This is a genomic window from Kitasatospora sp. NPDC022856 (assembly GCF_055561235.1).
Map to the genome: position 1 here is coordinate 134856 of NZ_JBVHHE010000007.1, position 19181 is coordinate 154036.

Consider the following 19181-nt stretch of genomic DNA (forward strand, 5'->3'; position numbering starts at 1 on the left):
GCTGCCACTCGGACCGGCGGAGCGTCAGGAGACTTCCGGGTCACCCTTCTTGGGCACCACCGGAACGGCGAGCAGCGGCAGTCGCAGCGCACCGAAGGCCTCGGCCGGCACGGCCGGACGCACCGGCGCCACCGCCGCGACCCGCCGGTAGGCCTCGCCCGGAGCCGGGCGGCCGTCCGCCTCGCCCTTGTTGGGCCACATCGACATGGCCCGCTCGGCCTGCGCGGTGATCGTCAGCGAGGGGTTCACCCCGAGGTTGGCGGAGACCGCGGAACCGTCCACCACGCTGATCCCGGGGTGGCCGTGGAGCCGGTGGTACGGGTCGACCACGCCGGTCTCGGCGGAGTCGCCGATCGGGCAGCCGCCGAGGAAGTGGGCGGTCATCGGGATGTCGAAGATCTCGCCGACGGTGCTGCCCGCGAACCCGTTGATCTCGGCGGCCAGCGCCTGGGCGCCCTGCTCGGCCGCCGGGATCCAGCTCGGGTTGGGCGCGCCGTGGCCCTGGGTGGAGGTCAGCTGGCCCTTGCCGAGGCCCTTGGTCTTCAGCGAGACGGTGATCGAGTTGTCCAGCGACTGCATCACCAGGCCGATGATGGTCTTCTCCGACCAGCGGTGCTGGTTCATCGACCGCGCGAAGGTCACCGGGTGGCGGGCCGCCGTGCCCAGGTAGCGCAGCCAGCGGGGGCCCTTCCCGCCGCCCTTGACCTGCATGATGGACAGCGCGCCCATCGCGTTGGAGCCCTTGCCGTAGCGCACCGGCTCGATGTGGGTGTTCGCGTCCGGGTGGATCGAGGAGGTGATCGCGACGCCCTTCGTGAAGTCCGCCCGGCTGCCGTAGCGCCGGTCGGTCGTCTGCGCGCCGACCAGCGCCTCGGAGTTCGTCCGGGTCAGCTCGCCGAGCCGGGCGGAGAGCCGCGGCAGGTGGCCGCCGTCGCGCATCCGGTGCAGCAGCGACTGGGTGCCGTAGGTGCCGGCCGCGACCACCACCCGGGCGGCGGTGATCGTCCGCGCGCCCGCCTTGACCCGGTCGGTCGTGGAGCGGGCGTCGGTCCGGCGGACGTCCACCGCGAAGCCCTCTCCGTGCTCGCGGATCCGGGCCACCGTGGTGAGCGGGTGGATCTCGGCGCCACCGCGCTCGGCCAGGTACAGGTAGTTCTCGGTGAGCATGTTCTTGGCCCCGTGCCGGCACCCGGTCATGCACTCGCCGCACTCCACGCAGGCCCGCCGGGCCGGGCCGGCCCCGCCGAAGTACGGATCGGCCACCTCCTCGCCGGGCGCCGCCCCGACCGCGCCGTCGGAGTCCTTCCCGTCGCCGAAGAAGACCCCGACCGGGGCCAGGTGGAAGGTGTCCCCGACGCCCATCTTCTCGGCGGCCGCCTTCAGATGGACGTCGGACGGGGTGACGGTCGGGTTGAGCCGGACCCCGAGCATCCGCTGCGCCTGGTCGTAGAACGGCGCCAACTCCTCCTGCCAGTCCGTGATGTGGCGCCACTGGCGGTCCTCGAAGAACGCCTTCGGCGGCACGTACAGGGTGTTCGCGTAGTTCAGCGAGCCGCCGCCGACCCCGGCGCCCGCCAGGATCATCACATTGGCCAGCAGGTGGATCCGCTGGATGCCGTACAGGCCGAGCCTGGGCGCCCACAGGTACTTGGCGAGGTCCCAGGAGTTCCGGGGCAGTTCGTCGCGCTCGAAGCGCCGCCCGGCCTCCAGGACGGCGACCCGGTAGCCCTTCTCGGTCAGCCGCAGCGCGGAGACCGAACCACCGAAGCCCGAGCCGATCACGACCACGTCGTAGTCGAAGTCCGCCTCGTCGCGGGACGCCACCATGTGCCACTGCTCCTTCGGGATACGAACGGACTTCGGGGCCGGGCGCCCGGGCCGGGCGGCTCCGCCGGTCGGTCCGGCCCTCGGGCCGGACCGGAGGGGACTACTTGAACCGCAGCGCCTTCAGGACCCGCAGCCCGCCGGTGAACACCGCGGCGAACTGCCGGTCGTCCAGGCCGAAGGCGGGCGCGAGCGGCATCACCCGCTGGCTGGCGATGGTCTGCGCCTCGGTGAACCGCAGGATGCCCTCGGCACCGTGCCGCCGGCCGAGCCCGGACTCGCCCATCCCGCCCATCGGCGAGCCGACCGAGCCGTACGCCGCCGCGTAGCCCTCGTTGACGTTGACCGTGCCGGTACGCAGCCGCGCCGCGATCGCCCGGCCGCGCCGGCCGTCCTTCGTCCAGACGCTGGAGTTGAGCCCGTACGGCGTGGAGTTGGCGATGGCCACCGCCTCGTCCTCAGTGTCGAAGCGGTACACCGAGACCACCGGGCCGAAGGTCTCCTCGGAGCAGACCGCCATCTCCGGCGTGACCCCGTCCAGGATGGTCGGCTCGTGGAAGAACGGGCCGAGGTCCGGCCGGGCGCGGCCACCGGCCACCACCGTGGCGCCGGCCTTGACCGCCTCCTCCACGTGCCGGGTGGTGGCGTCCAGCTGTCGCACCGAGACCAGCGACCCCATGTCCGCGCCGTAGGCGAGGCCGCCGCCCAGCCGCAGCGCACGGGTGCGCGCGGCGAACTTCGCCAGGAACGCGTCGGCCACCGAGCGGTGCACCAGCAGCCGCTCGATCGAGATGCAGAGCTGGCCGGCGGAGGAGAAGCAGGCCCGGACGGCGCCCTCGGCGGCCCGGTCGAGGTCGGCGTCGGCGAGCACCAGCATGGCGTTCTTGCCGCCGAGTTCGAGCGAGGCGCCGACCAGCCGGGCGGCGGCGCGCTGGGCGACCTCGCGGCCGGTGCGGGTGGAGCCGGTGAACGAGACGTAGTCGGCGTGCTCGACGACGGCCGGCCCGACCACCGGGCCGTCACCGATCACGATCTGCCAGAGGTCGGCCGGCAGCCCGGCCTCGATCAGCAGCTCGCGGGCCCAGAGCGCGGTCAGCGCGGTCTGCGTGTCCGGCTTGTTGACCACCGCGTTGCCCGCCACGAAGGCGGGCAACGCGTCGCCGATGGACAGCTCCAGCGGGTAGTTCCAGGGCGAGATGTGCCCGATCACGCCCTTGGCGCGGCGGGCCTCGACCGCCCGGGTGAGCACCGGCAGCGCCCCGCCGTGCCGCTTGTCGCGCAGGTACCCGTGCGCGGCGCGCCCGTAGTGCCGGGCCGCCATGGCGACGGCCAGCACCTCCTCGAAGGCGTGCAGCCGGGCCTTGCCGGTCTCCGCCTGGATGAGGTCCAGGACCTCCTCCTGGCGCTTGAGCAGCAGGTCGTGGAAGCGCAGCAGGACGGCGGCGCGGCGGCGGACCGGCAGCGCGGCCCAGACCGGCTGGGCGCGCCGGGCCAGCTCGTAGGCGACCTCGACGTCGGCCGGGGTCGAGCGCGGCAGGGCGGCCAGCGGCTCACCGGTCAGCGGGGCGACGGTCTCCACCAGGTCCGGCTCGCCCGCCGCGGTGACCCCGGCGGCGAGGCGGGTGACCAGGGAGGGCGGAACGGCCGTGGCGACGGTACGGCCGCCGCCGGGGGCGGCGGGGTTGCGGTCCGCGGCGCCGGCGCCGGGCTGCTCGGAGACCGTGGCATCTGCTGTGAGGTCCGTCATGGGGCGCAGCCTAGGCGCTCGGCGGCCGGTTCGGTACCCGTCGGTAACAAGAATGTCGGCGCGCCGCGGCGCGGCCGGGAGCCCGCCGACCCGGTGGGGCGACGGCTCAGCGGGTGGGCGTGAAGTCCTTGAGCACCGCGTTGAACCGCTGCTCCCCCTCCGGCCAGTCCTTGTCCGTGTCCGGGCTGGAGAGGTAGATGGCGTAGCCCGTCCCGTCGCGGTCGATGAACTCCGCCTCTATCGCCCGCCGCCGGCCGCCCTCCTTGGCCGCGTAGCTGAACTCCCAGACCGCCGCGTCGTGGCCGTTCACCAGGACGCTGGTCAGCTTGTGCTGGCGGTACTCCTTCAGCTTCGAGACCGTGGTCTCCATCTGCCGCAGGTGCTCCAGCGGCTTGACCGACTGGCCGACGGTGACGGCGAACTGGAGGTAGTGGGTCTTGTTGTCCGGGCTGTAGAAGATCTGGTTCGCGGTGTCGGTGCTGCGCTGCCAGGCCGGGGTGGCCACCGGCAGCGGGAACCGGAAGCCCGCCGGGTCGTCCACCCAGCGGTAGCCGGTGGGCGGGGGATCGGTGTCGCCGGACGCGGTGGGCTGCGGCGTCCCGGAGCCGGTGGCGGTCGGGGAGGGACCGGGCTCCGGGGCTCCCCGGTCACGGGTCGCGAGGAAGGTCGCCCCGGCGGCCACCACCGCGACGGTCAGGGCGATCGCGACGACCCGCAGCACGGCCCGGCGCCTCGCCGGGCCACGCGCGGGCGAAACGGAGTGCGCTCCCGGCGTGGGCGTGGCGGCGTGCGCTCCCGACATGGGGGTGGCGGCGTGCGCTCCCGACATGGGCGTGGCGGCGTGCGCCCCGGACAGCACGGCCGGTCCGGCGGGCCCCAGCGGCCCCGTACCCGGCCGCTCGGCGTCCACCGCGGCGTGTACCGGTGGCTGCGGCGTGGTCGGCCCCTCGGAGTCGACGGCCGGGACCGGCCCGGCCGGCGCGTCGGTGCGGTCGACCACCGGCACCGACTGGGTGGGCGTCTTGACCGGCGCGACGGGCTTGAAGCCCATGGTGTGCCCGGCCTTCACCTCGGCCAGCATCCGGGCCGCCTCGTCCGCGCTCGGCCGCTCGGCCGGGTCCTTGGCCATCAGCGCGGCCAGCACCGGCCCCAGCGCCCCGGCCCGCCGCGGCTCCGGCAGCGGCTCGCCGACCACCGCGGCCAGCGTGGTCAGCGGCGAGGTCCGGCGGAACGGCGAGTCGCCCTCCACGGCCGCGTACAGCGTCGCCCCGAGGCCCCACAGGTCGGAGGCCGGGCCCGGCCGCTCGCCCTGGGCGCGCTCCGGCGCCAGGTAGTCCGGCGAGCCGACCAGGTCGCCCGGCCGGGTCAGCTCGGTCGAGCCCTCGAAGGTCGCGATGCCGAAGTCCAGCAGCACCACCCGCCCGGTGCCGCGCTCCAGCAGCACGTTGGCCGGCTTCACGTCCCGGTGCAGCACGCCCAGCTGGTGCCCGCGGTGCAGCGCGGCCAGCACCTGGCCGCCGACCTCGGCGGCGGCGCGCGGCGAGAGGGTGCCGTCCTGGCTGATCACATCGGCCAGTGAGCGGCCGTCGACCAGCTCCATCACGATCCACGGCTTGCCGTCCTGCTCCAGCACGTCGTGGACGGTGATCACGCCGGGGTGCTTGATCCGGGCGGCGGCGCTGGCCTCGCGCTTCATCCGGGCGTTCAGGATCTGCAGCTCCTCCTCGGGGAGGTGGCTGACGGTCAGCTCCTTGACCGCGACCTCGCGGTCCAGCATCCGGTCCCAGGCCCGCCAGACCGTGCCCATGCCGCCCCGGCCGAGCCGGTCGCCCAGCTCGTAGCGCCCGGCCAGCAGCCGCTCACCCTCGGCCGTCCCCGGCCGGTCCTGCACGCCCATCGGCGACCGCTCCCCCTCCTCCACCTGCCGTCACCGCGACGGAGGGCCCGGTACAGACCACATTTCGAACAGCTCTCACGGCACACCCTAGGCGCACCGCCCGGCCCCCGGTAACCTCCCCCGGCCGCAGGAGGGACGGGGGCGGCCCGGCGGGCACCGTCAGCCTGCGAACATCACCACGGCGGCCACCCCGAGCACCAGCAGCAGGAACACCCCGCCGACCAGGACCGGGCCCAGCAGGGCGGGTGGCAGCAACGGCTTCCGGGCGGGTGGCGGACCGGCGTCGGGCGCCGCCTCCGGGCGCGGGGCGCCGCGGCCGCGCCGGCGCGGGTTCAGCGGTACCAGCGGTCCCTCCGGCCGGAGTTCGAGCGCCCGGGCCGCGCGCTCCTCGTCGACCGGCTCCGGGGCACCCGCCAGCAGGTCCGCCAGCTCCCGCCGGATCCCCTCCGCCCCCGGCCGCAGCGCCGGATCGGGCTGCAGCAGCCGCTCGACCAGTGGCGCCAGCGGCCCGCAGACCGTCGACGGCTCCCGCCGGCCGTCGCGCACCGCGGTCACCAACTCGGGCACCCCCTGGTCGGGGTACGGCGAGCGGCCCGTCACCAGCCGGTGCAGCAGCACGCCGAGCGCCCAGCAGTCCCCGGCCGGGCCGCCGTCCAGCGGCCAGCGCTCCGCCACCGCACCGACCAGGGTGGCCCGGACCTCGTACCGGCGGCGGCCGCCGGGCCCGCCCAGCTCCTCCGCCAGCGCCTCCTCCGCCACCCCCGGGAGCAGCCCGCCCAGCAGGGCCGCACCGTCCTCGCAGACCAGGACGGACTCGGCGGTCAGGTTGCCGTGCGTGAGCCCGGCCTCGTGCAGCGCCCGCAGCGCGCCGGCCAGGTCCGCCGCCAACTCGGCCGCCCGGTACGGCGCGACCGGTCCGGCGGCGGCCAGGTCGGCCAGCAGCACCCCGGCCGGCCACTCCTCGACCGTCCGGAGCAGGTCACCCTCGACGAACGCGCCGACGCCCTGCAGCAGCCTCGGGTGCACGGGCGCGGCCGAACCGACCTCGGCCACCCGGCGGACCAGCCGCTCGCTCTGCTCGGGCATCGGGCCGTCCGGATCGTCCGAGTCGTGACCGCTCGTCAGCAGCGCGGGAAGCTCCAGCGCGCGCAGCAGGACGGTGGCTCCCGTCCGCTCGTCCACCGCGAGTGCCCGCAGCGCCTCCGGACGGTCCGTCAGTCGGTAACGCCCCGCCAGTACCTGACCCGGACCCGCTCGCATGGGTGTTCCTCTCGCTCACCGCCCAGCCTAGGCCCTGACCGGCCGAACCTCGCCGGGTGCGCGGCGACCGGCCCAACGGGGCCGCGTCGACGACCGCATTACGCTCGTTCCATGGACTGGACCGATCTGATCGACGCGGCCTTCGACGTGGCCGGCAACAGCAACCGTGACAACCGGGCCGAGGCCCTGCGCACCGTCGAGGCGAACGTCGTGCCCGACGAGAAGCCGGTCGCCTCCACGGCCGGGCGCCACCCCGACCACTTCCGCAAGGGCGTACTGGTCCTCACCACCCAGCGGCTGCTCTTCCTGAAGGACGGCAAGCCGCCCGTCCCGGTTCCGCTCTCCGCGGTGACGGACGCGACCGTCAACCGGAGCAGGCTCAACGGCGAGGTGCTGCTGGTGGTCGCGCTCACCGGCTCGCACCGCTTCGAGGACGTGGTCAAGGCCGAGGTGTTCGCCGAGCAGATCCGGGCCACCGCCCGGCTGGTCCGCGAGGCCGCGGCGAAGTCCCCGGCCGCACCCGCCGGCGCCCCGGCCGTCGCGCCGGCCGCCTCCGGCACCGAGCTGCTGGACCAGTTGGAACGGCTGGCCGCCCTGCACACCGCGGGGGCGCTCACCGACGAGGAGTTCAGCCGCGCCAAGCAGCGCCTGATCGGCTGACCACCGCCGGCCGGGCCCGGCCTCGGGCCCGGCCGGCGGAGCCGCCTACGGTGCGGGCTGGAAGGTGTCGAAGGCGACCTGACGGGCCTGCACGCTCGCCGGCGTGCCCCAGTCCGCGTCCGGGGTGATCCAGTAGATCGAGTACCCGTACTTGGCCGGAGTGCCGGTCACGAAGCCCCGGTTGAGCGAGTGCATCCTGGGCGTGCCGTTGGTCCACTCCCAGTCGGCGGAGTTGGCCCAGTCCCGGTAGGTGATGGCCTGCAGCTGCACCCGCTGGTAGTTGCTGACCTGGGCGCGCAGCCCCGGCTCGGACTCCTGCCAGTCGGCGACCGCGCTCGGGCCCGGGGTGGTGGTCCACTCGATCTTCAGGGTGCTGCCGTTGCCCTTGAAGACCCGGCGGATGGACTCCGAGCCGGCGGGCTGCAGCCAGTCCGGCAGGACGATCGAGAAGCCGGTCGGGTCCTTGTACTCGTGGTACCCGGCGGGTACCGCCGCGCCGGGAGCCGCCGGGGCGGGCGGCACGGCGGCGGGCTGGGTCGCGGGCGCGGCGGCCGGAGTGGTCTCGGCCGGAGCCGCCCCGCTCCCCGCCGGGGTCGTCGCGGCCGGTGCCCCCGGCGCCGGCGTACCCGGCGCGGCGCTGCCGGGCCCCGCGGTGGCGGCCGCCGGAGTGTCGGGTGCAGAGGAACCGGTCACGGCGGCCGGGGAGGTGGCGCCCGCGCCGTTGGCCGCGCCGCCGTCGGCGTCGCCGAAGGCCCGGACCATCGCCACCGCCCCGGCGATCAGCAGCAGCACCACCACGACGGTCACCACGGCGAGCCGCCGCCGGCCCTTGCGCGGATCGGCGCCGGCGGCCTGGGTCGCCCCGAGGGTCCACTCGCTGGTCACCGGCCGGATCGGCTCCGCCGCGGGCGCGGCGGCGGCCCCGGCGGCGGGCTTCGCGCTGTCCTCGGCGGGCTCGGCGTCCTTGGCCCGGCTGCCCACCCGGACGGTGCCGAGCAGCCCGCCGATCGTGCGCCGGGAGGTCTCCCCGCCCGTCGGCTTCGCCGTGGCGCCGCCCTCGGAGTCGCCTCCCCCGGCTTCGTCGGCCGCGGGCTCCCCGGCGGCCGCCTTCACCGGCATCGCGTGCTCGGTGGTCGACTCCGCCCGGGTGGTCGCGTCGGCCACCACCCGCTTGAGCAGCGAGCGGGTCTGCGAGGCGTCCAGCCGCTCGGCCGGGTCCTTCGCCAGCAGCCCCTCGATGACCGGCCGCAGCGGCCCGGCGTTGAACGGCGTGCCGAGCTCCTCCGTCATCACCGCCGTCAGGGTGGCGAGCGCCGAACCCCGGTCGTACGGCGGCCGGCCCTCGACCATCGCGTACAGCGTGCCGCCCAGCGACCAGAGGTCGGCCGGCGGCCCGGGCTTCTGCCCGCGGGCCCGCTCCGGGGATATGTACGAGGGCGCGCCGACCAGCATGCCGGTCGAGGTCACCGAGGCGTCGCCCTCCACGCTGGCGATGCCGAAGTCGGTGAGCACCACCCGGCCGTCCTCGCCGATCAGCACGTTCGACGGCTTCACGTCACGGTGCAGGATGCCGTGCGCGTGCGCGGCGACGAGCACCCCCAGCACGTCCAGCGCGATCTCGGCGGCCCGGCCGGGCGACAGCGGCCCGTCCTCCTTGATCACGTCCGCCAGCGAGCGGGACTCCACCAGCTCCATGACGATCCACGGCCGGTCGTCCTCCTCGACGACGTCGAAGACGGTGACGGCCGAGCTGTGCCGGATCCGGGCGGTGGCCTTGGCCTCGCGCAGTGTCCGGACGATCAGCCGGTGCTTCTCGTCCTCGTCGACGCTGCCGTTCATCCGCAGTTCCTTGACCGCGACGATCCGGCCCAGCATCTCGTCCTCGGCACGCCACACGGTGCCCATGCCGCCGCGCCCGAGCACCGCGTCCAGCCGGTAGCGTCCGGCCAGGAGGCGGCCGGTGGAGCCCTGCGCCTGGGTCATTCGGAACGTTCCCCCATGTGCTGCTGGCGGTCGAGGTGACGGCGCGTCGGCCCGGCGCGGGCCCGAACGCCAAGCCTCCATCATCCCCTGTCCCGAGGGCCCGCGACCACCCGGCCCCCGGCCAGCCTGGAGACGGACCGGAACGGCCCCGGCGCTCCGTGCCCGATCTGTGATCGAAAACTCTGTCCGGCCGCCCCCGGGCGCTGCTAGCGTTCGGCAGCTCACCGTCTTTCCCGGGGGGATTCGACGCCCATGACCGCACCCGCACCGGGCACTGACGGCCGGTCGGACCGGCCGCGTACGGCCACGCACTACTCCGTCGCACCGGAACCGGAGACCCCCGAGGGCTATGTCGCCCCGGGCATGCCCGGGGCCCCGGTGGCCGGTTACCACCCCGCCCCCGCGCCCGAGCCCGCTCCGCACGGCCGGCGGCGCCGGGGCCGCCGGGGCGGCCGGGGCGGCCGCACCACCGTCGCGATCGCCCTCGCCGTCGCCGCGATGCTGGCCGGCGCGCTGGCCTACGGTCTCGCCCCGGCGCGGGCGGCGAGCACCGTCGGCTGGCTGGCCATCGCCCCGGCCGCCGCCGTCGCCCTGCCGCTCGGCCGGCTCGGCGGCCGCGGCCACACCCTGCCCCCGCTGGGCGCGCTGCTCGCCGCCGGCGCGCTCTTCCTCGGCCAGCTGATCGGCGAGGCCCGCCGGCTGCCCGGGCCGACCGGTCCGTACGACGCGCTGCTCCGGGACGCCCTCGCCCACTGGCGCGCCGACCGCCACCCGCTGGACGCCGTCTTCTACGGCATCGCGCTGATCGGCGGCTTCCTGCTCACCCGCCGCGCGGCCGCCCGGGACTGAACGCGGGAGGCCCCCGCCGGACGCGTTCCGGCGGGGGCCTCCCGCACAGCGGGGCGGCTCAGCGGTGGTTGAGCGCCGGGTTGACCGTCACCTCGACCCGCTGGAACTCCTTGAGCTCCGTGTAGCCGGTGGTGGCCATCGCGCGGCGCAGCGCGCCGAACAGGTTCATGGTGCCGTCAGGGGTGTGCGACGGACCGGTGAGGATCTCCTCGGTGGTGCCGACGGTGCCGAGGTTGACCCGCTTGCCGCGCGGCAGCTCCTCGTGGACGGCCTCCATGCCCCAGTGGAAGCCCTTGCCCGGGGCGTCCGTGGCGCGGGCCAGCGCCGCGCCGATCATCACCGCGTCGGCGCCGCAGGCGACGGCCTTGGGGATGTCGCCGCTGTAGCCGACCCCACCGTCCGCGATCACGTGCACGTAGCGGCCGCCGGACTCGTCCATGTAGTCGCGGCGGGCGGCCGCGACGTCGGCGACGGCGGTGGCCATCGGCACCTGGATGCCGAGGACGCCACGGGTGGTGTGGGCGGCGCCGCCGCCGAAGCCGACCAGCACGCCGGCCGCACCGGTGCGCATCAGGTGCAGCGCGGCCGTGTAGGTGGCGCAGCCGCCGACGATGACCGGGACGTCCAGCTCGTAGATGAACTGCTTGAGGTTCAGCGGCTCGGCGCCGCTGGAGACGTGCTCCGCGGAGACGGTGGTGCCGCGGATGACGAAGACGTCGACACCGGCATCCACGACGGCCTTCGAGAACTCGGCGGTGCGCTGCGGGGAGAGCGCGGCGGCGGTGACCACGCCGGAGTCGCGGACCTCCTGGATCCGCTGCTTGATCAGGTCGGCCTGGATCGGCGCGGCGTAGATCTCCTGCAGGCGGCGGGTGGCGGCGGCCTCGTCGGTGAACGTGGCGATCTCGTCCAGCAGCGGCTGCGGGTCCTCGTAGCGGGTCCAGAGGCCTTCCAGGTTGAGCACGCCCAGACCGCCGAGGCGGCCGATCGCGATGGCCTGCTGCGGGGAAACCACGCTGTCCATCGGGGCGGCCAGGAACGGCAGGTCGAAGCGGTAGGCATCGATCTGCCAGGCGATCGAGACCTCCTTCGGGTCCCGGGTGCGGCGGCTGGGGACGACGGCGATGTCGTCGAATGCGTACGCCCGGCGGCCGCGCTTGCCTCGCCCGATCTCGATCTCAGTCACTTCGTTCGAGCCCTTCTGGTTTGTTGCTCATACCCGCCGGGTCACCCCGGCCGCCCCCAGTATCCCGCACACCGTGGTGGTCGCGCGCTCGCCTCCGGGGCGCTCGACCCGGCGCCGACACTCGTCACTCCAACGCCCCCCGCATCTTCGCCCGCTCGCCTCCGGGGCGCTCGACCCGGCGCCGACACTCGTCACTCCAACGCCCTCGTACCTCGGTCGTCCTCGCTCCTCCCTTTCGGCACCGGCGCGCCCCTTCGGCTCGGGGCGGGCCGGGTCGTCCTCGCTCCTCCCTTTCGGCACCGGCGCGCCCCTTCGGCTCGGTGGGGGTCGGTTCGGCCGGGGCTCGGGCAGGCAGCAGCGGGGCGCGCCCCTGCGGCACCGGTCCGCACCCCGGACAAGCGCGAGGGACCCACCGCCGGGTGGCGGTGGGTCCCTCGGTGTCGGGCGGTGTCAGCGGCTGGTGTAGTTCGGTGCCTCGACGGTCATCTGGATGTCGTGCGGGTGGCTCTCCTTGAGGCCCGCCGAGGTGATCCGGACGAACCGGCCCTTGCTCTCCATCTCGGCGATGGTGGCCGCACCGACGTAGCCCATGGTCTGGCGCAGGCCGCCGACCAGCTGGTGCAGCACCGCGGACAGCGGCCCGCGGTAGGGCACCTGGCCCTCGATGCCCTCGGGGACGAGCTTGTCGTCCGAGGCCACCTCGGCCTGGAAGTAGCGGTCCTTGGAGTACGAGCGGCCCTGGCCGCGGGACTGCATGGCGCCCAGCGAGCCCATGCCGCGGTAGGACTTGAACTGCTTGCCGTTGATGAACAGCAGCTCGCCCGGGGACTCCTCGCAGCCGGCCAGCAGCGAGCCCAGCATCACGGTGTCGGCACCGGCGGCGAGCGCCTTGCCGATGTCGCCGGAGTACTGCAGGCCGCCGTCACCGATCACCGGCACGCCGGCCGCCTGGCACGCGACCGCGGCCTCGTAGATGGCGGTGACCTGCGGGACACCGATGCCGGCGACCACGCGGGTGGTGCAGATGGAGCCGGGGCCGACGCCGACCTTGACGCCGTCCACGCCGGCGTCGATCAGCGCCTGGGCGCCGTCACGGGTGGCGACGTTGCCGCCGACCACGTCGATGCCGACGGCGGCCTTGATCTTGGCGATCCAGGCCAGCGCGTTGTGGCTGTGGCCGTGCGAGGTGTCCACGACCAGGAAGTCCGCGCCGGCCTCGACCAGGGCCTGGGCCCGGTCGAACGCCTCGGCGCTGGCGCCGACGGCGGCACCGACCAGCAGCCGGCCCTCGGCGTCCTTGGCGGCGTTCGGGTACTTCTCGGCCTTGACGAAGTCCTTGACGGTGATCAGGCCCTTGATTCGGCCCTCGTCGTCGACCAGCGGGAGCTTCTCGATCTTGTGCCGGCGCAGCAGCCCGATCGCGTCCTCACCGGAGATGCCGACCTTGCCGGTGATCAGCGGCATCGGGGTCATGATCTCGCGGACCTGGCGGGTGCGGTCCGACTCGAAGGCCATGTCACGGTTGGTGACGATGCCGAGGAGCCGACCCGACTCGTCCGCGATCGGCACGCCGCTGATCCGGAACTTGGCACAGAGCGCGTCCGCCTCGGCCAGGGTGGTCTCCGGGCCGACCGTGATCGGGTCGGTGACCATGCCGGACTCGGAGCGCTTCACCAGGTCGACCTGGTTGGCCTGGTCCTCGACCGAGAGGTTGCGGTGCAGGACGCCGACGCCGCCCTGCCGGGCCATCGCGATCGCCATCCGCGCCTCGGTGACCTTGTCCATCGCCGCGGACAGCAGCGGGATGTTGACGCGCACGTTCCGGGAGACCCGCGAGGAGGTGTCGACCTGGTTCGGCAGCACCTCGGAGGCCCCGGGCAGCAGCAGCACGTCGTCGTACGTGAGCCCGAGCATCGCGAACTTCTCGGGTACGCCTGCGGCGTTGTAGGACATTTGGGGGTACCTTCCGTGGCCGGCCTAATCCGCTCGCGCCCTGAGGGTGGGGGCGCACTCCATCGCTCACTCGCTCAGGCCGCCGAAAGCTCGGTGCCATTGGAGGAACCTCCAGGGAAACCCCGCTCGCACCCACGGAACTTTGGCGACCCGCCCAGGCGCCGATACCCCATGGTACTGGCACCGCGAATGTGTCCTCGTGTGCCCTTGACAACACCGACCGCCCATGGGCCATTCCGGCCCCCCACCAGGGCGGACGATCAGGAGGACTCCTCCGCGAGCGCCCGCAGCCGGCTGAGCGCCCGGTGCTGGGCGACCCGGACCGCGCCGGGCGACATCCCGAGCATCTCGCCGGTCTCCTCCGCCGACAGCCCGGCGGCCACCCGCAGCAGCACCAGCTCACGCTGACGGGCCGGCAGGTTGGAGAGCAGCTCCTTGGCCCAGGCCGCGTCGCTGCTGAGCAGCGCCCGCTCCTCGGGGCCGAGCGCCTCGTCCGGCACCTCCGGCAGGTCGTCCTGCGGGACGACCGTCGAGCCGGGACCGCGCATCGCGGCCCGCTGCAGATCGGCGATCTTGTGCGCGGCGATGCCGTAGACGAAGGCCTCGAACGGGCGGCCCTGGTCCCGGTAGCGCGGCAGTGCGCAGAGCACCGCGACGCAGACCTCCTGGGCGACGTCGTCCACGTGGTGCCGGGCCCCGCCCGGCAGCCGGACCAGCCGGCCGCGGCAGTAGCGCAGTGCCAGCGGGTGGACGTAGGCGAGCAGCGCGTCGATCGCCGGGCCCTCGCCCCGGACGGCGGCCGCGACCAGCTCGCCGACCAACGGGGAGCTGCCGGTGCCGAGCACCGGGGGGCGGCCGGGGCCGATGTCGTCGGGACCGTGTTCGGGGCCCTGGCCGGAGCCGTGGTCCGGCTCGCCGCCACCGAGATCCGCGTACGACGGACCGCGGCCCGGACCGGAGGGCTCGGCCTCCACCGGGTCAGCCTCGCCGGGAGTACCGGCAACGTCGTCACGCATCGGTCCATGGTGCCTGGTCGAACGGGAAAACGCGGCACCGCGTCCGGAGTTGTGCACCGGAACGTTATGCGGTGCGACGCCGGGCACCGCGCCGTCGCGCACCACCGGCCCCTCCTGCACCGTGCCACCTCCCGCCCCGCTGCCGTCGGTGGTCCCGTCCGTCGCGCCGTCCGCCGAATGCGCTGCGGCTCCGTGGTTCGCCGCAGTGCCTGTCCGCTGGTCCCCGAGGTGCTCCACACCTCCATGGTGCAACCTCGGGACCGTAACGTCACACGCCCCTGCGGGGGGAACCGCGACGAGCGCGCCGCAGCCGGCGGAGCCGGCGGTGGTCAGCGGACCAGGCCCCACCGGAAGCCCAGGGCCACCGCGTGCGCGCGGTCCGAGGCGCCGAGCTTCTTGAACAGCCGTCGGGCGTGGGTCTTCACGGTGTCCTCGGAGAGGAAGAGCTCGCGGCCGATCTCGGCGTTGCTGCGGCCGTGGCTCATGCCCTCCAGCACCTGGATCTCACGCGCCGTCAGCGTCGGCGCGGCGCCCATGTCGGGGCTGCGCAGCCGACGCGGGGCGAGCCGCCAGGTCGGGTCGGCGAGGGCCTGGGTGACGGTCGCCCGCAGCTCGGCGCGCGAGGCGTCCTTGTGCAGGTACCCGCGGGCACCGGCGGCCACCGCGAGGGCGACGCCGTCGAGGTCCTCGGCGACGGTGAGCATGATGATCCGCGCGCCCGGGTCGGCGGACAGCAGCCGCCGGACCGTCTCGACCCCGCCGAGGCCGGGCATCCGGACGTCCATCAGAACGAGATCGGAGCGGTCGGCCACCCAGCGGCGGAGGACCTCCTCCCCGTTCGTCGCGGTGGTGACCCGGTCGACGCCGGGTACGGTCGCGACCGCGCGGCGAAGCGCCTCGCGGGCGAGCGGGGAATCGTCGCAAACGAGAACGGAAGTCATGACCGTCGTCCTCCGCAGCTGATCCGCGTCACGTTGAGCCTCCTGGCTGGTACGAATCTCTCCGACACGGCCGATTGGCGACGGACTCCGTGCCGATCGCCTGAACTTCCCCGCGATCGTTCCCGACGTCCGGCGCCCGCTAACCGCCTCCGCACTTCCAACGACCGTCACTCGAATGAGTTACGGCTTTCAGGGCCATCTCCACCACTGTACGTGGCCAACCCGTTACCGATCAGCTACCTCGCGGTGCACACGCCGCTCTTTTGTGCAGCTCGCGCGCGGTGGGCGCACCACCCGCACACCGGCACGGATCGTCGCGCGCCCGTCGGCCACCCGATTGCCACGTCTGCGCCCGCCGAACTCCATGCCCACTTTGCCCGTTTTTATAGCTTTTGTATGGTCATTGACTGTTGTGCCACTCTGTGGGTGACTTGTCCATGGAGTTGCCGTAAGTCATATTTCCAGGTGTCCACACCAGCGCATCGATGCCTCGCCGTGCCGTGCAGCCCCGCCCGCCGATGGCCGGTCCGCGGCCGCGAGCCTCTGAAGGGAATGAGCCATGGCAGATTTCTCCCGCCTCCCCGGCCCCAACGCCGATCTCTGGGACTGGCAGCTCTCCGCGGCCTGCCGCGGCGTGGACAGCTCGCTCTTCTTCCACCCCGAAGGGGAGCGCGGCGCCGCGCGGAGTTCGCGTGAGGCGAGCGCCAAGGAGGTCTGCATGCGCTGCCCGGTACGCACCGAATGCGCGGCGCACGCACTGGCCGTCCGCGAGCCGTACGGCGTCTGGGGAGGCCTGACCGAGGATGAGCGCGAGGAGATGATGGGCCGCTCGCGCAACCGCCTCGTGGAAGTACCGCTGGTCGCGCCGACGGGGCTGCCGCGCTAGGCACGCACCCGCTCCGCGCCATGAAGAAACGTTTCTTCATGGCGCTTCGAGCCGCCGGTGCGCCCGGGCGAACGCCCGGTCAGCGCCCGGCCGCCGCGCCCGCCAGCCGCTCCAGCATCAGCGCCACCGCTGGCACCTCGGCGAGGTCCGGCAGGGTCAGGGCGACCACCTGCCGCACCGCCGGCGCCCCCGAGGCGGTCCGCACCGGCACCGCCGACACGCCGTCGGGGCGCACCGACTCCAGCGCCAGCCCCGGCAGCACCGCCACCCCGAGCCCGGCCGCCACCAGGCCGACCACCGCCGGGTAGTCGTCGGTCGCGAAGTCGATCCGGGGCTCGAAGCCCGCCCCCGCGCAGAGTTCCACCAGGTGCCCCCGGCACTGCGGGCAGCCCGCGATCCACTGCTCCCCCGCCAGTTCGGCGAGTTCCACCGGCTCGCGCCCGTCGCCGCGCCCCGACAGCGGGTGCGCGGCGGGCAGCAGGCCGACCATCGGGTCGTCGAGCAGCGGGGTGACCACCAGGTCGGACCAGTCGGTGGTGGCGCTGAGCTGCTGGGCCTCCAGATTGGCCTCGGCCCGCGCCTCGCGCGGCGTGCCGTGCCCGGGGGCGGACGCCGGAAGGGGCGTCGGCGCGCCGCCGGGGGCCTGCGGATACCTGAAGGCCAGCGCGATCTCGCACTCGCCGCCGCGCAGCATCGCCAGCGACTCCGGCGGTTCGGCCTCGACCAGCGACACGCGCACCCCCGGATGGCTGTCCCGCAGCCGGGCGACGGTCGGCGGCACCAGGGTGGAACTCGCGGTGGGGAAGGAGACCAGCCGCACCCGTCCGGCCCGCAGTCCGGCGATCGCCGCGACCTCCTCCTCGGCGGCGGAGAGCCCGGCCAGGATGCCGGTGGCATGCTTGAGGAGCACCCGCCCGGCCTCGCTCAGCTGCATGCCGCGCCCCGAACGGACCACCAGCGGGGTGTCGACGGACTTCTCCAGGGCCTTCATCTGCTGGCTGATGGCGGGCTGCGTACAGCCCAGCTCACGGGCGGCGGCGGAGAAGGAGCCGGTGCGGGCGACGGCACGCAGAACGCGCAGGTGGCGGGCCTCGATCATGCCTCAGTTATAAGGCAATCTTTGCTTTATGCAAAATTCAACTGATAGTTGAAGAGTCAAACGCCCCACACGCCGCAGGCCCGGCCCGTACCCCGAGGGGCGCGGACCGGGCCTGCGGTCACTGATCAGGCGTCAGTGGGAGTGGCCGTGGCCGCCGTGCGAGTGGCCGTTGTCGGCCTCCTCTTCCTTCTTCTCCACCACGAGGGTCTCGGTGGTGAGCAGCAGGGAGGCGATCGACGCGGCGTTCTCCAGCGCGGAGCGGGTGACCTTGACCGGGTCGATGACGCCGGCCTTCAGCAGGTCGCCGTACTCACCGGTGGCGGCGTTGAAGCCGTGACCGGCCTCCAGCTCGGCGACCTTGTGGGTGATGACGTAGCCCTCGAGGCCGGCGTTCTGGGCGATCCAGCGCAGCGGCTCGGCGAGCGCCTTGCGGACGACCGCGACACCGGTCGCCTCGTCGCCCGACAGGCCCAGGCCGCCCTCCAGCACCTTGGCGGCGTGGACGAGGGAGGCGCCACCGCCGGCGACGATGCCCTCCTCGACCGCGGCACGGGTCGCCGAGATGGCGTCCTCCAGGCGGTGCTTGCGCTCCTTCAGCTCCACCTCGGTGGCGGCGCCGACCTTGATGACGCAGACGCCGCCGGCCAGCTTGGCCAGGCGCTCCTGCAGCTTCTCGCGGTCCCAGTCGGAGTCCGTGTTGGCGATCTCGCCCTTGATCTGGGCGACGCGGCCGGCGACGGCCTCGGTGTCACCGGCACCGTCGACGACGGTGGTCTCGTCCTTGGTGATGGTCACGCGGCGGGCGGTGCCCAGCACGTCCAGACCGGCCTGGTCGAGCTTGAGGCCGACCTCCTCGGAGATGACGGTGGCACCGGTCAGGGTGGCCAGGTCGCCCAGGATCGCCTTGCGGCGGTCACCGAAGCCCGGGGCCTTGACGGCGACCGCGTTGAAGGTGCCGCGGATCTTGTTCACCACGAGGGTGGACAGCGCCTCGCCGTCGACGTCCTCGGCGATGATCAGCAGCGGCTTCGAGGCACCGCCCTGCAGGATCTTCTCCAGCAGCGGGAGCAGCTCCTGGATGGAGGAGATCTTGCCCTGGTTGATCAGGATGTACGGGTCCTCCAGGACCGCCTCCTGCCGCTCCGCGTCGGTGACGAAGTACGGCGACAGGTAACCCTTGTCGAACTGCATGCCCTCGGTGAAGTCCAGCTCCACGCCGAAGGTGTTGGACTCCTCGACGGTGATGACACCGTCCTTGCCGACCTTGTCGATCGCCTCGGCGATGAGCTCGCCGACCTGGGTGTCCTGCGCGGAGAGGGACGCGACGGCGGCGACGTCGTCCTTGCCCTCGATCTCGCGGGCGATGGACAGCAGGTGCTCGGAGACCGCGGCGACGGCCTTGTCGATGCCCTTCTTCAGGGCGGCCGGGCCGGCGCCCGCGGCGACGTTGCGCAGACCCTCGTTGACCAGGGCCTGGGCCAGCACGGTGGCGGTGGTGGTGCCGTCGCCCGCGACGTCGTTGGTCTTGGTGGCGACCTCCTTGACGAGCTGCGCGCCAAGGTTCTCGTACGGGTCGTCGAGCTCGACCTCACGGGCGATGGTGACACCGTCGTTGGTGATGGTCGGCGCACCGAACTTCTTGTCGATGACGACGTTGCGGCCCTTGGGGCCGATGGTCACCTTGACGGTGTCGGCCAGCTTGTTGACACCGCGCTCCAGCGAGCGGCGGGCGTCCTCGTCGAACTGCAGGATCTTCGCCATGTTCCCTATTCCCTCGGGGCTGCGACCGGCACGCCGGCCACCGGACTACGTGAACCAACAACCACGCCCCGGGCCCCTGTCACTGGGACACGGATCCGGGGCGGGCTGGAACGTCTTAC

At 73.8% G+C, this 19181-nt stretch carries 14 protein-coding genes; 3 read left to right on the forward strand and 11 right to left on the reverse strand.

Translation table 11 applies throughout. The annotated features are described in order from the left end of the window. Positions 1-24 precede the first annotated feature (24 nt). The 4 genes from ACZ34W_RS10930 to ACZ34W_RS10945 all read right to left on the reverse strand — a co-directional run bounded on the left by ACZ34W_RS10930 (position 25) and on the right by ACZ34W_RS10945 (position 6728). Entirely contained in the window at positions 25-1827 is a 1803-nt protein-coding gene (locus ACZ34W_RS10930; protein ID WP_465603206.1) for a GMC oxidoreductase, read from the reverse strand. A gap of 100 nt (positions 1828-1927) precedes the next feature. Further along, on the reverse strand, positions 1928-3571 hold the full coding sequence (locus ACZ34W_RS10935; protein ID WP_465603208.1) for a succinic semialdehyde dehydrogenase: 1644 nt from the start codon (positions 3569-3571) through the stop codon (positions 1928-1930). 106 nt (positions 3572-3677) lie between these two features. Continuing rightward, positions 3678-5468 carry a serine/threonine-protein kinase gene (locus tag ACZ34W_RS10940; protein WP_465603210.1) on the reverse strand — a complete coding sequence of 597 codons (1791 nt, stop codon included), beginning with the start codon at positions 5466-5468 and terminating at the stop codon, positions 3678-3680. A gap of 159 nt (positions 5469-5627) precedes the next feature. Beyond that, complete coding sequence (locus ACZ34W_RS10945) at positions 5628-6728, reverse strand: protein kinase (RefSeq protein ID WP_465603212.1); 1101 nt, start codon at positions 6726-6728, stop codon at positions 5628-5630. Positions 6729-6839: 111 nt separating this feature from the next. Between ACZ34W_RS10945 and ACZ34W_RS10950 the strand changes: the two genes are divergently transcribed. After that, positions 6840-7388, forward strand: a complete 549-nt coding sequence (locus ACZ34W_RS10950; protein ID WP_465603214.1) for an SHOCT domain-containing protein — start codon at positions 6840-6842, stop codon at positions 7386-7388. A 45-nt stretch (positions 7389-7433) separates the two neighbouring features. Here the strand turns inward: ACZ34W_RS10950 and ACZ34W_RS10955 are convergent, their stop codons facing one another. After that, a complete protein-coding gene (locus ACZ34W_RS10955; protein ID WP_465603216.1) occupies positions 7434-9371 on the reverse strand; it encodes a serine/threonine-protein kinase in 1938 nt (645 codons plus the stop codon). 252 nt (positions 9372-9623) lie between these two features. Between ACZ34W_RS10955 and ACZ34W_RS10960 the strand changes: the two genes are divergently transcribed. Continuing rightward, complete coding sequence (locus ACZ34W_RS10960) at positions 9624-10220, forward strand: hypothetical protein (RefSeq protein WP_465603218.1); 597 nt, start codon at positions 9624-9626, stop codon at positions 10218-10220. A 58-nt stretch (positions 10221-10278) separates the two neighbouring features. Here the strand turns inward: ACZ34W_RS10960 and ACZ34W_RS10965 are convergent, their stop codons facing one another. From ACZ34W_RS10965 to ACZ34W_RS10980, 4 genes are all read right to left on the reverse strand, one after another. Then, entirely contained in the window at positions 10279-11406 is a 1128-nt protein-coding gene (locus tag ACZ34W_RS10965) for a GuaB3 family IMP dehydrogenase-related protein (protein ID WP_329488079.1), read from the reverse strand. 450 nt (positions 11407-11856) lie between these two features. Further along, complete coding sequence (gene guaB, locus ACZ34W_RS10970) at positions 11857-13359, reverse strand: IMP dehydrogenase (RefSeq protein WP_329488081.1); 1503 nt, start codon at positions 13357-13359, stop codon at positions 11857-11859. Between the two features lie 260 nt (positions 13360-13619). Further along, positions 13620-14204, reverse strand: coding sequence for an RNA polymerase sigma factor ShbA (gene shbA / locus ACZ34W_RS10975; protein ID WP_329492134.1), 585 nt, complete (start codon positions 14202-14204; stop codon positions 13620-13622). A 500-nt stretch (positions 14205-14704) separates the two neighbouring features. Then, on the reverse strand, positions 14705-15316 hold the full coding sequence (locus ACZ34W_RS10980; protein ID WP_014136228.1) for a response regulator transcription factor: 612 nt from the start codon (positions 15314-15316) through the stop codon (positions 14705-14707). A 559-nt stretch (positions 15317-15875) separates the two neighbouring features. Here ACZ34W_RS10980 and ACZ34W_RS10985 point away from each other — a divergent pair. After that, complete coding sequence (locus ACZ34W_RS10985; protein WP_329488083.1) at positions 15876-16202, forward strand: WhiB family transcriptional regulator; 327 nt, start codon at positions 15876-15878, stop codon at positions 16200-16202. A gap of 79 nt (positions 16203-16281) precedes the next feature. Here the strand turns inward: ACZ34W_RS10985 and ACZ34W_RS10990 are convergent, their stop codons facing one another. Both ACZ34W_RS10990 and groL read right to left on the reverse strand, forming a co-directional pair. Then, positions 16282-17301, reverse strand: coding sequence for a LysR family transcriptional regulator (locus ACZ34W_RS10990; RefSeq protein WP_465603222.1), 1020 nt, complete (start codon positions 17299-17301; stop codon positions 16282-16284). Between the two features lie 132 nt (positions 17302-17433). Further along, complete coding sequence (gene groL / locus ACZ34W_RS10995; protein WP_352291288.1) at positions 17434-19062, reverse strand: chaperonin GroEL; 1629 nt, start codon at positions 19060-19062, stop codon at positions 17434-17436. Positions 19063-19181 lie beyond the last annotated feature (119 nt).

Excerpts from the sequence above, each read along its gene's own strand:
- ACZ34W_RS10930 (WP_465603206.1), bottom strand. The coding sequence starts at position 1,827 with ATGGTGGCGTCCCGCGACGAGGCGGACTTCGACTACGACGTGGTCGTG.
- ACZ34W_RS10935 (WP_465603208.1), bottom strand. The coding sequence starts at position 3,571 with ATGACGGACCTCACAGCAGATGCCACGGTCTCCGAGCAGCCCGGCGCC.
- ACZ34W_RS10940 (WP_465603210.1), bottom strand. The coding sequence starts at position 5,468 with ATGGGCGTGCAGGACCGGCCGGGGACGGCCGAGGGTGAGCGGCTGCTG.
- ACZ34W_RS10945 (WP_465603212.1), bottom strand. The coding sequence starts at position 6,728 with ATGCGAGCGGGTCCGGGTCAGGTACTGGCGGGGCGTTACCGACTGACG.
- ACZ34W_RS10950 (WP_465603214.1), top strand. The coding sequence starts at position 6,840 with ATGGACTGGACCGATCTGATCGACGCGGCCTTCGACGTGGCCGGCAAC.
- ACZ34W_RS10955 (WP_465603216.1), bottom strand. The coding sequence starts at position 9,371 with ATGACCCAGGCGCAGGGCTCCACCGGCCGCCTCCTGGCCGGACGCTAC.
- ACZ34W_RS10960 (WP_465603218.1), top strand. The coding sequence starts at position 9,624 with ATGACCGCACCCGCACCGGGCACTGACGGCCGGTCGGACCGGCCGCGT.
- guaB (WP_329488081.1), bottom strand. The coding sequence starts at position 13,359 with ATGTCCTACAACGCCGCAGGCGTACCCGAGAAGTTCGCGATGCTCGGG.
- ACZ34W_RS10980 (WP_014136228.1), bottom strand. The coding sequence starts at position 15,316 with ATGACTTCCGTTCTCGTTTGCGACGATTCCCCGCTCGCCCGCGAGGCG.
- ACZ34W_RS10985 (WP_329488083.1), top strand. The coding sequence starts at position 15,876 with ATGGCAGATTTCTCCCGCCTCCCCGGCCCCAACGCCGATCTCTGGGAC.
- ACZ34W_RS10990 (WP_465603222.1), bottom strand. The coding sequence starts at position 17,301 with ATGATCGAGGCCCGCCACCTGCGCGTTCTGCGTGCCGTCGCCCGCACC.
- groL (WP_352291288.1), bottom strand. The coding sequence starts at position 19,062 with ATGGCGAAGATCCTGCAGTTCGACGAGGACGCCCGCCGCTCGCTGGAG.